At 56.7% G+C, this 12,742-nt stretch carries 14 protein-coding genes; 8 read left to right on the top strand and 6 right to left on the bottom strand.

The window, feature by feature from the left end; genetic code table 11:
• Positions 1 to 65: 65 nt before the first annotated feature.
• Both BN4575_RS17565 and BN4575_RS17560 read right to left on the bottom strand, forming a co-directional pair.
• Positions 66 to 506, bottom strand: coding sequence for an Hsp20 family protein (locus tag BN4575_RS17565; protein ID WP_068979162.1), 441 nt, complete (start codon positions 504 to 506; stop codon positions 66 to 68).
• A gap of 92 nt (positions 507 to 598) precedes the next feature.
• Positions 599 to 1,012, bottom strand: coding sequence for an Hsp20 family protein (locus BN4575_RS17560; protein WP_040098225.1), 414 nt, complete (start codon positions 1,010 to 1,012; stop codon positions 599 to 601).
• 268 nt (positions 1,013 to 1,280) lie between these two features.
• On the opposite strand from BN4575_RS17560, the gene BN4575_RS17555 reads away from it, so the two are divergent.
• A complete protein-coding gene (locus BN4575_RS17555; protein ID WP_068979161.1) occupies positions 1,281 to 2,051 on the top strand; it encodes an MBL fold metallo-hydrolase in 771 nt (256 codons plus the stop codon).
• 91 nt (positions 2,052 to 2,142) lie between these two features.
• Positions 2,143 to 3,105, top strand: coding sequence for a helix-turn-helix domain-containing protein (locus BN4575_RS17550; RefSeq protein ID WP_068979160.1), 963 nt, complete (start codon positions 2,143 to 2,145; stop codon positions 3,103 to 3,105).
• 100 nt (positions 3,106 to 3,205) lie between these two features.
• Here the strand turns inward: BN4575_RS17550 and gyrB are convergent, their stop codons facing one another.
• The 4 genes from gyrB to dnaA form a co-directional block, all read right to left on the bottom strand.
• Positions 3,206 to 5,617 carry a DNA topoisomerase (ATP-hydrolyzing) subunit B gene (gene gyrB / locus BN4575_RS17545; protein WP_068979159.1) on the bottom strand — a complete coding sequence of 804 codons (2,412 nt, stop codon included), beginning with the start codon at positions 5,615 to 5,617 and terminating at the stop codon, positions 3,206 to 3,208.
• Positions 5,614 to 6,717, bottom strand: a complete 1,104-nt coding sequence (recF, locus tag BN4575_RS17540) for a DNA replication/repair protein RecF (protein WP_042022967.1) — start codon at positions 6,715 to 6,717, stop codon at positions 5,614 to 5,616. The genes gyrB and recF overlap by 4 nt, the downstream gene beginning before the upstream one ends.
• A 2-nt stretch (positions 6,718 to 6,719) precedes the next feature.
• Entirely contained in the window at positions 6,720 to 7,823 is a 1,104-nt protein-coding gene (dnaN, locus tag BN4575_RS17535; protein ID WP_042022966.1) for a DNA polymerase III subunit beta, read from the bottom strand.
• Positions 7,824 to 7,906: 83 nt separating this feature from the next.
• A complete protein-coding gene (dnaA, locus tag BN4575_RS17530; RefSeq protein ID WP_068979158.1) occupies positions 7,907 to 9,277 on the bottom strand; it encodes a chromosomal replication initiator protein DnaA in 1,371 nt (456 codons plus the stop codon).
• A gap of 312 nt (positions 9,278 to 9,589) precedes the next feature.
• On the opposite strand from dnaA, the gene BN4575_RS17525 reads away from it, so the two are divergent.
• From BN4575_RS17525 to yidD, 6 genes are all read left to right on the top strand, one after another.
• Positions 9,590 to 10,348, top strand: a complete 759-nt coding sequence (locus BN4575_RS17525; RefSeq protein WP_068979157.1) for an amino acid ABC transporter substrate-binding protein — start codon at positions 9,590 to 9,592, stop codon at positions 10,346 to 10,348.
• Complete coding sequence (locus BN4575_RS17520; protein WP_098971492.1) at positions 10,349 to 11,017, top strand: amino acid ABC transporter permease; 669 nt, start codon at positions 10,349 to 10,351, stop codon at positions 11,015 to 11,017.
• 12 nt (positions 11,018 to 11,029) lie between these two features.
• On the top strand, positions 11,030 to 11,764 hold the full coding sequence (locus BN4575_RS17515) for an amino acid ABC transporter ATP-binding protein (protein ID WP_068979156.1): 735 nt from the start codon (positions 11,030 to 11,032) through the stop codon (positions 11,762 to 11,764).
• A gap of 268 nt (positions 11,765 to 12,032) precedes the next feature.
• On the top strand, positions 12,033 to 12,167 hold the full coding sequence (gene rpmH / locus BN4575_RS17510; RefSeq protein WP_005307156.1) for a 50S ribosomal protein L34: 135 nt from the start codon (positions 12,033 to 12,035) through the stop codon (positions 12,165 to 12,167).
• Positions 12,167 to 12,526, top strand: coding sequence for a ribonuclease P protein component (rnpA, locus tag BN4575_RS17505; protein WP_042022962.1), 360 nt, complete (start codon positions 12,167 to 12,169; stop codon positions 12,524 to 12,526). The genes rpmH and rnpA overlap by 1 nt, the downstream gene beginning before the upstream one ends.
• Complete coding sequence (gene yidD, locus BN4575_RS21345; protein WP_010672280.1) at positions 12,493 to 12,741, top strand: membrane protein insertion efficiency factor YidD; 249 nt, start codon at positions 12,493 to 12,495, stop codon at positions 12,739 to 12,741. The genes rnpA and yidD overlap by 34 nt, the downstream gene beginning before the upstream one ends.
• Position 12,742: the final 1 nt, after the last annotated feature.

The following is a 12,742-nucleotide window of genomic DNA, read 5'->3' as shown; positions in this document are numbered from 1 at the left end:
GGCGATACAAAAACAACAAAGGCCTGCATCTGCAGGCCTTTGTTGTTTATCGCGATCCGGTTTGCTTAGCCGGGCAGCGCCAGCTGCTCAGGTTTACCAATGGGGATGGAGCGGGGCTTGAGCGCCTCCGGCAGTTCGCGAGCCAAGTCGATGGTCAACAGACCATGCTCCAGCTTGGCGCCCTGCACTTCCACGTGCTGGCTCAGCTTGAAGGCGAGCTCGAAGTCACGCTCGGCAATCCCCTGATGGAGGAACTGACGCTCACCGGCCGCAGCCCCTTTGCGCCCCTTCACCTTGAGGGTGCCGTTTTCGGTCTCCAGCTCCAGCTCTTCGCGCTCGAAGCCAGCCACGGCGACCGTGATGCGATAGCCATCCTGATCGCGCTTTTCAATATTGTACGGGGGGTAAGCGGCGGTCTTCTGCTCGAACAGACCTTCCAGCTCACGGGCCATCCGCTCGAAGCCGACAGCATTGGAATAGAGATGAGAAAAATCGAGGTTACGCATAATCCTATCCTTCTAATAAGCAACAGGTTCAACTCTCCACAGGCCCGTCATCGGCACCCAGGAAATTTTAAAATTTCAGTGAATTCAGGCTATCAGCCGTTGATCTCAATCTTGCGCGGCTTCATCGCCTCGGGGACTTCACGCACCAGCTCGATGTGCAGCAAGCCATTTTTCAGGTCGGCCCCTTTCACCCGCACATAGTCGGCCAGCTGGAAGCGGCGCTCGAAACCACGTTCGGCGATCCCCTGATAGAGATAGTTGCGCCCGGTGTCGGCCTGCTTGTTGCCCTTCACCGTCAGCAGATTTTCCTGGAAGCTCAGCTCCAGCTCTTCCTGGGTAAAACCCGCCACCGCCATGCTGATGCGGTAGTCGCTGTCACCCAGCTGCTCGATGTTGTAGGGGGGATAACCGGCATTGCCATTGCTGGCCGCAGATTCAATGAGATTGGCCAGACGATCGAAACCAATGGCAGAACGATAGAGCGGAGAAAAGTCGATAGAACGCATAGTATTACCCTCTTATGAGCGATAACGGATTGTTTGCCCTCCTTATGGACGGGCGCCTGGTCGAAACCTCTGTCGAGCGTTCCGGCCTTGTTACCTATATAAGGGCTCACTTTTTCCTTTCAAGGGGATTTTTTCAAATTTTTAAATGGCCACACTGATCACCCTGTTGGCCCAATAGTGATGATAATCGACCCGTGGGCCACTGATGGCAACTCGCTCCGCACCCCATAATTGGTTGCATATCCACCAGCCAACATGGAGCCACCCCATGAAAATTACCCAGGTGCGCAACGCCACCCTGCTGCTCGACTATGCCGGCACCCGCTTTCTGATAGATCCCATGCTCTCGGCCAAGGGAGCCTTCCCCGGCTTTGAGGGCACCACCAACAGCCAGCTGCGCAATCCGCTGGTCGAGCTGCCGCTATCGATCGATGAGCTGGTCGATGTGGATGCCGTTATCGTCACCCACGATCATCCTGACCACTGGGATGACGCCGCCAGAGCCCTGATCCCCAAGCATCTGCCGCTCTTGGTACAACATCAGAAAGATGCCGATGCCATTCGTGCCAGTGGTTTTGAGGATGTGCGCCTGCTGAGCGAACAGCCCGAATTTGCCGGCATTCGCCTGCAGCAGACCAGTGGTCAGCATGGCAACGATCAGCTGATGGCGGTACTTGGCGAGCGCATGGGAGAGGTGTGCGGCGTGGTCTTCTCCCACCCCGATGAACAGAGCCTCTATCTGGCCGGTGATACCATCTGGCATCCCCGGGTCGAGCAAGCCCTGCAACAGCATCAGCCCGAGGTCGTCATCCTCAACTGCGGCGATGCACAGGTGCCCGGGCTCGGTTCCATCATCATGGGCAAGGAGGATGTCGCCGCCGTTTATCAGGCCGCACCGCAAGCCACGCTGATCGCCAGCCACATGGAGGCGGTCAACCACGCCCTGCTGTCACGCCAGGAGCTACGCGACTATCTGACGGAACGGGGCATGGTGGATCGGGTACAGGTGCCACAAGATGGCGAGGCGATATCGCTGTGACCCGCAGGAGGGCCATGCCAGAGATGGCCCTTCGGCTTTCACTGCCGAACGCTTATGATGAGTGCTCTGCGCGCAGAGAGGAGCCAACACCATGACCACCCCGATCGTTGCCGTGGTGACCTTCGATCACTTCAGCCCTTTTCACTGCGCCGTCCCCTGCCTCATCTTCGGCGATATCCTTCCGGGCCAGCCACTGTTCGAGCTCAAGATCTGCTGCGGTGATGGCAACCACCACTCACACTCGGCGCAAGGCTTCACCATTCAGGCGCCCCATGGGCTGGAGGTGCTGGCCGAGGCGGAGATCATCGTCATCCCCTTCTGGCACGACCCGTCAGCACGGCCACCTGCAGCGCTGCTCGATGCCCTGATTGCCGCCAGAGCCAGAGGTGCCCGGCTGGTCGGACTCTGTCTCGGCACCTATGTGCTCGCCTACGCTGGACTACTTAATGGTCGCAAAGCATCGACCCACTGGGAGTACGAACAGGATTTCTGCCGCCGCTTTCCCTGCGTGCAGCTCGATACCAACGCCCTCTATGTGGATGACGATGGGCTGGTCACCTCGGCAGGCACTGCCGCCGGGTTGGACTGCTGCCTCTATCTGGTACGCCAGTACCACGGCTCGGCCATCGCCAACAAGGTGGCGCGGCGGCTGGTGATCCCGCCCCACCGCGAAGGGGGTCAGGCCCAGTTTATCGAGCAGCCGGTGCCCGCCTCCACCCGCGATGTCCGGATGAACCAGTTGCTCGATCACCTGCGTGCCCATCTGGCAAAGCCCCATACCCTGGATTCTTTGGCGGCCCACACCCTGATGAGCCGGCGCACCTTTACCCGCCGTTTTCATCAGGCTACCGGCCTCTCGGTAGGTGAATGGCTGCTGGCGGAACGGCTCAGACGCAGTCAGGAGCTGCTGGAGGTAAGTGGTCATTCCATCGACCGCATCGCCGAGCTGGTCGGCTTCAAGAGTGCCACCTCCCTGCGCAATCACTTCCGTGCCCGCTTTGCCATCTCCCCCAGCGAGTGGCGACGCTCTTTTCGTGGTAGTCGGGCAACATAATCAGGCTCCACGTTTCACGTGGAACATGCTTTCAATTCCCCCAAAAACAAAAAAGCCGCTCACAAGGAGCGGCTTTTTACTATCTGTCTGACTGCGTCGATTAGACGTCGAGGTTGGCTACGCGCAGGGCGTTGGTCTCGATAAAGTCACGACGGGGCTCAACGGCATCACCCATCAGGGTGGAGAAGAGCTGGTCAGCACCGACGGCGTCGTCGATGGTGACGCGCAGCATGCGACGGGCTTCCGGATCCATGGTGGTTTCCCACAGCTGGTCCGGGTTCATCTCACCCAGCCCTTTATAGCGCTGGATGTAGATGCCGCGCTTGCCTTCGCTCATTAGCCAGTCGACCGCTTCCACGAAGTTGGCAACCGGCTTGACCTTCTCGCCGCGCTTGATAAAACCACCGTCCTCAATCAGGTTGGCGATCTCTTTACCCAGCGAAACCAGTTGACGGTACTCGGAAGATTGCAGGAATTCGTAGCTGATCGGGTATTCACGATCAACACCGTGCTGACGAACCACGGCGTGCGGCACGAACAGACTGCGCTCTTCGTCGCGGCGAACCTGGATCTGGTACTGGATACCGTGGTTGCTCTCGTTGAGCACGGCTTCCATGCTCTGGCACCAGACCAGCAGATCGCTCTCGCTGGCCAGCAGTGCTTCGTGCAACTCAGGCTGATAAATCAGCTGGGTCAGTACGGCAATCGGGGCACGACGGGACATGCGGGTGATCAGATGAGAGACCGCGCGGTGCTGGTTGACCAGACGCTCCAGCGCCTCGCCACCGATAGCCGGGGCCGACTCGTTGACGTGCAGGGTTGCACCATCAAGCGCCATTGAGGTCTGATACTGCAGCAGTGCATCTTCATCTTTCAGATACTGCTCCTGCTTGCCCTTCTTGACCTTGTAGAGCGGCGGCTGAGCGATAAAGACGTAACCACGCTCGATAATTTCCGGCATCTGACGATAGAAAAAGGTCAGCAGCAAGGTACGGATGTGAGCACCATCGACGTCCGCATCGGTCATGATGATGATGTTGTGGTAGCGCAGCTTGTCCGGGTTGTACTCGTCGCGACCGATACCGCAGCCCAGTGCGGTGATCAGGGTGCCCACCTCTTGCGAGGAGATCATCTTGTCGAAACGGGCCTTCTCTACGTTCAGGATCTTGCCCTTGAGCGGCAGGATGGCCTGGTTTTTACGGTTGCGACCCTGCTTGGCGGAACCGCCAGCAGAGTCTCCTTCCACTATGTAGAGTTCGGAAAGGGCCGGGTCTTTCTCCTGACAGTCAGCCAGTTTGCCGGGCAGACCAGCGATATCCAGCGCACCTTTGCGGCGAGTCAGTTCGCGGGCCTTGCGGGCCGCTTCACGGGCACGGGCCGCATCGATGATCTTGTTGACCACGATCTTGGCATCGCTCGGGTTTTCCAGCAGAAACTCACCCAGTTTCTCGCCCATCGCCTGCTCAACGGCAGTCTTCACTTCGGACGAAACCAGCTTGTCCTTGGTCTGGGAGGAGAACTTGGGATCCGGCACCTTGACGGAGATAACGGCAATCAGACCTTCACGCACGTCGTCGCCACTGGCGGCAGACTTGGCCTTCTTGCTGTAGTCCTCTTTGTCCATATAGGTGTTCAGAGTACGGGTCAGCGCGGTACGGAATCCCACCAGGTGAGTACCACCATCCCGCTGCGGAATATTGTTGGTGAAGCAGTAGACCCCTTCCTGATAGGCGTCGTTCCACTGCATCGCCACTTCCACGCCAATGCCATCGTGCTCGGTGGTGAAGTGAAATACCTTCGGATGGATCGGGGTCTTGTTCTGGTTCAGATATTCAACGAACGCCTTGATACCCCCTTCGTAGCAGAAATGCACCTCACGGCCATCACGCTCGTCATGCAAACGAATCGACACACCGGAGTTGAGGAAGGAGAGCTCACGCAGCCGCTTGGCCAGGATTTCGTAGTGATACAGGGTATCGGTAAAGATGGTCGGGCTCGGCCAGAAGCGTACCTCGGTACCCGTACCTGAGCTGTCACCGATCTGCTTGAGTGGCGCCTGCGGCTCACCCAGGTGATAGGTCTGCTCGTAAACATGACCGTTACGACGAATGGTCAGCAACAGCTTGTCAGAGAGGGCGTTAACCACGGAGATACCCACACCGTGCAGGCCACCGGATACTTTATAAGAGTTGTCATCGAACTTACCGCCAGCGTGCAGCACGGTCATGATAACTTCGGCGGCGGAACGGCCCTCCTCTTCGTGCATGTCTACCGGGATGCCCCGGCCATTGTCACGCACAGAGACAGAACCATCGGAATGGATCTTGACCAAAATATCGGTGCAGTAACCAGCGAGTGCTTCGTCAATGGAGTTATCGACCACTTCGAACACCATGTGGTGCAGACCCGAGCCATCATCCGTATCGCCGATATACATCCCCGGGCGCTTGCGGACCGCATCCAGGCCCTTCAGTACCTTGATATTCGAGGAGTCGTAAGTATTCTCAGTCATAGCTTACTCTCTGCCTTCTCTAACGTTTCGGAGACCTTGCCTTGTTCCACGTGGAACAACTTGCAGTCATTCGCATCCATCATGTCTGCGAGCTGACCGGTGTCGATGGCGGTGATAAACACCTGGGACGCACACTGCTTCAGCCTTGCGGCCAGCAAGCGGCGCTTGTCGACATCCAGTTCAGAGGCAAAATCGTCAATTAAAAAAATACAGCCACGGCTGCTATGTTGATTCAAATAGAGCCCTTGAGCCAAGCGCATGGCGCAGACCAGCAACTTCAGTTGACCCCGGGACAAAATATCTTGAGCGGGCACCCCGCTCGCCTTGAGGCGGACATCGGCCTTCTGTGGCCCGACGCCGGTATAGCCCAGCGCCCGATCCCGCTCAAACCCCGCCTCCAGCAACTCATTGAGGGGAGTATCTTTCTCCCAGCCCCGATAAAAACCGAGACTGATATCGAATTCCGGCAGAAAATCCGCCGTCATTTCCTTGATCAGGGGCGTAATGGCCTGACAATAACTGGCGCGAAACTCGGCCAGTTCACCCCCGAGCCGCACCAGCTCCTGATCCCAGAACGCCAGCTGGCGATACTGGGTGCTCTGGCGCAGTAGCGCATTGCGCTGTTTCAGCAGCCGCCGTACTCGTCCCCACAGGGAAAAAAAGGTCGGTTCCTGATGGAAGACGCCCCAATCGAGCCAGGCACGACGGGCTTGAGGCCCGCCAGTCAGCAGGTTGAAGCCATCGGGATGGATCAACTGCACCGGCAACAACTCGGCAAGGTCGGCCAGACGTTGCGCCTGAGTACCGGCAATCTTGAGTTGGGTCTCGCCACTCTTGTCCTTGGCAAGGCCAATGGGAACCTGACGCCCCTCCAGCTCGCACTGGGCAAACAGGGTGAAGGCTCGCTCCCCCTGACGGATAACCCGTCCGGTCAAATGAGTGCGAAAGGAGCGCCCCAAGCCAAGGTAATGGATAGCTTCCAGCACGCTGGTCTTGCCGCTGCCATTGCGCCCGACCAGTATATTGAGGCCGGGCGACAGCTTGAGACTGGCTTGCTGGATATTGCGAAAGTCGCTGAGCTGGAGTTTGACCAGAGACACGACTAGATCCGCATCGGCATCACCACGTACTGAGCATCCTGATGTTCAAAATCCTCAATAATGGCACTGCTGATCGAATCGCTCAGGCTAATCCGGATTTGGTCACATTTTAACGTATTCAGCACGTCGAGCACATAAGAGACGTTAAAGCCGATCTCCATCTCGCCAGCGGCATATTGTACGTCAAGCAGCTCTTCGGCTTCTTCCTGTTCCGGGTTGTTGGCGGTAATGCGCAGCAGGTTTTCCTGCAGATTGAGACGCACCCCACGGAATTTCTCGTTAGAGAGGATCGCTGCACGGGCAAACGCCTGGCGCAGATCCTCACGACCGGCGATCAGGGCTTTGTCACTGTTGCGCGGAATAACCCGGCGCCAGTCAGGGAAGCGACCATCCACCAGTTTGGAGGTGAAGATAAAGCCATCGAGAGCAGCGCGCAGATTGCTGCGGCCGATCTGCAGCCGTACCGGCTTGTCGTCAGCTTCCAGCAAGCGCACCAGCTCCAGCACCCCTTTACGGGGCAGGATAACTTGATGATCGGGTAGCGATTCTGCAACCACCTCACGGCGGCAAGTGGCCAGACGGTGACCGTCGGTTGCCACGGTACGCAAACCGTGCCCCTCGCTCTCGAACAACATGCCATTCAGGTAATAACGCACATCCTGACTGGCCATGGAGAACTGGGTGGCATCGATCAGCTTTTTCAGTTCCAGCTGGCTGATATCGAACTCGAGCACGGATTCCCAATCCTCGATGTTCGGATACTCGGTCGCTGGCAGGGTCGAGAGGTTGAAGCGGGAACGACCAGATCGGATGATCAGGCGCTCACCTTCGGTATTGAAGCGGATCTCGGCGCCTTCTGGCAAACCACGGCAGATATCCAGCAGCTTGCGCGCTGGCACAGTGGTGCGGCCATCCTGGCTGTCACTATTGAGATAGACCTGACCGATCATCTCAACTTCGAGGTCGGTCCCGGTCAACGACAGCAGACCGTTGCTGACATCAAGCAGCACGTTGCCGAGGATCGGCAGGGTCGGTCGGCCACCCAGAGCACCGGACACCAGTTGCAGAGGACGTAACAGGGCCTCACGGCTAATTTCGAGCTGCATCTGTGCTCTCCGTTGTTATTGGGAGGAAAGGGTTCGGATCAGGTTGGAATATTCACACTGCATCTGTCCACTCCGTGCTGTTATCAGGACGAAAGAGTACGGATCAGGTTGGAATAGTCCTCCTTGATGTCGTGACTCTCCTCCTTCAGCTGCTCAATCTTGCGGCAGGCATGAAGAACGGTAGTATGGTCACGGCCACCAAAGGCATCACCTATCTCCGGCAAACTGTGGTTGGTCAGCTCCTTGGCCAGCGCCATCGCCAACTGGCGTGGGCGGGCAACCGAGCGGGAACGACGCTTGGAGAGCAGATCCGCCAGCTTGATCTTGTAATACTCCGCCACCGTCTTCTGAATATTGTCGATGGTGACCAGCTTCTCCTGCAGAGCCAGCAGATCACGCAGCGCTTCGCGCACGAAATCGATGTTGATGGCACGGCCGGTAAAGTTGGCGTTAGCGATCACCCGGTTAAGGGCGCCTTCCAGTTCACGGACGTTGGATCGCAGACGTTTGGCGATAAAGAACGCCACTTCATCCGGCAAATGGACCTGGTTCTCGTCCGCCTTGCGCATCAGGATCGCGACGCGGGTCTCCAGCTCCGGTGGTTCGATCGCCACGGTCAGGCCCCAGCCAAAGCGGGACTTGAGACGATCCTCGACACCGTTGATCTCCTTCGGATAGCGATCCGAGGTCAGGATGATCTGCTGGTTACCTTCAAGCAAGGCATTGAAAGTATGGAAGAACTCCTCCTGGGAGCGCTCCTTGTTGGCGAAGAACTGGATGTCATCGATGAGCAGGGCGTCGACACTGCGGTAATAACGCTTGAACTCTTCAATGGCGTTATTTTGCAGCGCTTTTACCATGTCCTGAACAAACCGCTCGGAGTGCATATAGATGACTTTTGCATCTTTTTTGCCCTCTTTGATCGCATTACCAACCGCGTGCAACAGGTGGGTTTTACCCAGACCGGTACCGCCATAGAGGAACAGCGGGTTGTATGCACCACCCGGATTGTCCGCTACCTGACGGGCAGCCGCACGCGCCAACTGGTTGGACTTACCCTCAACGAAATTCTCGAAGGTATAGTTCACGTTGGTGTTGCTCTTGTGGTTCGGCTCGGGCTTGGTTTCAGCCTTGCTTTCCCAGCTCTTCTGCAAGTTATTCACAGGCGCGGCACCCTGTACTGGCGCTCTGGCGACAGGGACAGGATGAGGACGATTGCCTATATCAAAACGCAGGGCGGGGCCGTCGACCCCATAGAGTTCATTGATGATGCCGTTAACCCGGATGAGATACTTGTCTCGTACCCAGTCCAGAACAAAGCGATTCGGTGCATACAGGGTCAGAGTATTGTCACTCAACTCCGCTTGAAGCGGCCGGATCCACATGCTGAATTCTGCCGAGGGCAACTCATCTTGCAGCCGGTTTAGGCACTGCTGCCATAGCGAAGCAGTCACTCTAAGCTCCTGTCGATTGATTAACTAAAGACCGGCTATTCTACGTTTTTAGCGATCTGATCTCCAGCCATCGCCCGGTGGATCCAGCAAATAAGATCCTTGACTTTCAAGGATCCCACGGCTTTGGATCAGATTTCATCCCCAAAGTTACCCACAGCTTGATCCACTATCCAGATTGGCGGATCGCCCCCATCTCTTCTCGTTATTTAATATAACTAAATGTCATTTATTAATTAGGTTTTATTCCAATAGCATGCGTTGCAACGTAGTGATTACAACTACAAATACAAGACATTGAGAGCGAGAAACACCATGAGCAGATCCATCAAACTGATTTCCGGCGCAGCCATCCTGCTGGCCACCCTGTCCGGTCAAGCCATCGCCCAGGAGACCATCAAGGTCGGCATGTCCGGCAAGTATTTTCCGTTCACCTTCGTCAAGCAGGACAAGCTGCAGGGCTTTGAGGTAGATATGTGGAACCAGATCGGTGAGCGTACCGGTTACAAGGTCGAGTTTGTGACCGCCAGCTTCTCTGGCCTATTCGGCATGCTGGAAACCGGTCGCATCGACACCATCTCCAACCAGATCACTATCACTGACGAGCGCAAGGCCAAATACGCCTTCTCCCAACCCTACGTCTATGACGGCGCCCAGATAGTGGTGCGCAAGGGCAACAGCACCATCCATGGCATTCAGGATCTGGCTGGCAAGAAGGTTGCCGTGAACCTGGGTTCCAACTTCGAAGAGCTGCTGCGCAAGAACGATCCGGCCAAGAAAATCGATATCCGTACCTATGATTCCAACTTCGAACAAGATGTCGCGCTGGGTCGTATCGATGCCTTCGTGATGGACCGCGTCTCCACCGCCCAGTTGATCAAAGAATCCAAACTGCCACTGCAACAGGCCGGCGCACCGTTCGAAACCATCGAGAACGCCCTGCCCTTCCTGAATACCCCGGAGAAACAGGCCGTGCTGAACAAGGTCGACGGTGCCCTGACCGCCATGCGCAAGGACGGCTCCCTGCGTCAGATCTCCGAAAAATGGTTCGCCTCCGACATCACCGACAAATAAATGATGGAATTTGACCTCGAATACACGCTGGGGCTGTTTCCCATCCTGCTCAAGTATCTGGGCACCACGATGGAGATGGCCCTGTGGGGATTCGTGCTGGCACTCGTGCTGTCGCTGGCTCTGGCGATAGTGCGGGTGTTTCGCATCCCCGTCATTCACTGGCTGGCAATGCTCTATATCTCGTTCTTTCGGGGTACGCCGCTGCTGGTCCAGCTCTTCCTGCTCTATTACGGGCTACCGCAGCTGTTCCCAATCTTCGTGGGGATGGATGCCTTTACTGCCGCTATCGTCGGCCTGACCCTGCACTTCGCCGCCTACATGGCCGAGTCGATCCGCGCAGCCATCCTCGGCATTCACAAAAGCCAGATGGAAGCGGCGCTCAGTATCGGCATGAGTCGCTATCAGGCGATGCAGCGGATCATCCTGCCACAAGCGGCACGTATCGCCACCCCGTCGCTGATGAACTACTTCATCGACATGATCAAGAGCACCTCACTGGCATTCACCCTGGGGGTGGCCGAGATCATGGGCAAGGCACAGATGGAGGCCTCCTCCTCCTTCAAGTTCTTCGAGAGCTTCATGGCGGTGGCGCTGGTCTACTGGGGGGTCGTTATTATCTTTACCCGCTTGCAGCATCTGCTGGAAGTTCGCCTGAATCGGGCCTACTAACGGAGGTCAGCGATGATCAAACTCACCGGCCTCACCAAGGCTTATAACGGCAATCAGGTACTTAACAGCATCGATCTGGAGGTAAAAAGGGGGGAAATTGTCGTCATCATCGGCCCCTCCGGCACCGGCAAATCGACCCTGCTGCGCTGCCTGAACCTGCTGGAGACCCCGGATGCGGGCACCCTGGCCATCGACGACCTTGCGCTGAATCTGGCCAAAGCCAGCGAGCAACAGGCAATCGAGTTGCGCAAGCGCACCTCCTTCGTGTTCCAGAACTACGCCCTGTTTGCCAACAAGACGGCGCTGGACAACATTGCCGAAGGGCTGATTACCGTCTGGAAGCAACCGAAGGCAGAAGCACGCGCCACCGCGCTCGGCATCCTCAAAGAGATAGGTCTTGCCGACAAGCAGGATGCCTATCCGGCATCGCTCTCCGGTGGTCAACAACAACGGGTCGGCATTGGCCGCGCCATGGCCGCCCACTCCAAAGTGATTCTGTTCGATGAGCCCACCTCTGCCCTCGACCCCGAGTGGGTAGACGAGGTGCTGGGGCTGATGAAAGCACTGGCTCGTCGACACCAGACCATGGTGGTGGTGACCCATGAGATTGAATTTGCTCGCGATATTGCTGATCGGGTGATCTTCATGGAAGGGGGGCGGATCATCGAACAGGGGCCGCCAGATCAGATATTGGTTGATCCCAAGGATCCCCGCACCCGGGAGTTCTTGCGAAAAGTTCTGAAATAGCCCCCGCTTTCGCAGCTCGACCACCTTTTTTATTGAAGGATCCCTTGTTTAACCCCGGGTTGCCAGTATAATCCGGAGCCCTCGATCCTCTGGATCCTTACACTCGGCAGTGGCCTTTCAAGACCATCGCAGGATGAGAGGGAACGGCGGATTGACTAAAAGCCGAACTCTGTTTAGAATTCGGCCTCTTTTGCTAGTCGTCACACGCTATAGCTGGCGCGTCGGCTAAGTGTGACATCAAAACTGTACAGAAATACGGAATCGAATCATGAAACGTACTTTTCAACCGTCCAACCTGAAGCGCAAGCGCTCTCACGGTTTCCGCGCCCGCATGGCAACTGCCAACGGTCGTAAAGTTCTGGCCGCTCGTCGTGCCAAGGGTCGTGCCCGCCTGGTAGTCTAATGCCTACCCAGCACACCTTCTCTCGGGAGTTACGTCTGTTAACTCCCGAACACTTCAAACGCGTTTTCGCTGAGCCTGTCCGGGCTGCTTCCCCGCAAATTACGCTTCTCGCCTGCCCCAATTCACTCGAACACTCTCGTCTTGGTCTCGCTGTGCCCAAAAAAGCACTCAAGCGTGCCGTCTGGCGTAACCGTGTCAAACGGGTGGTCCGGGAAAGTTTCCGCCTCCAACAACATAAGCTGCCCGCTATCGATATCGTGGTGATCGCCAAGGCTGGTGTGAAAGAGATGGATAACGAGGAACTGTTCAAGTTACTGGAAAAGCTATGGCGCACTCTGTCACGCCGTTGCAATGGGTAGCTATCAAACTGATACGCCTGTATCAGCTAATCATTAGCCCTCTGCTCGGGCCGCGCTGCCGTTTTACTCCAACTTGTTCCCAATTTGCGATAGAAGCCATCCGACTTCACGGTTTCATAAAAGGCGTTTGGCTAGCTAGCAAACGTCTATTAAAATGCCACCCCTTATCCGAGGGTGGTTATGACCCGGTTCCGCAACCAAAGCGAAGAAACTGAA

Origin of the sequence: Aeromonas sp. EERV15 (genome assembly GCF_900079845.1) — a bacterium.
Classification (GTDB): Bacteria; Pseudomonadota; Gammaproteobacteria; order Enterobacterales; family Aeromonadaceae; genus Aeromonas; species Aeromonas sobria.
This window is presented reverse-complemented; position numbering and strand designations above follow the sequence as displayed.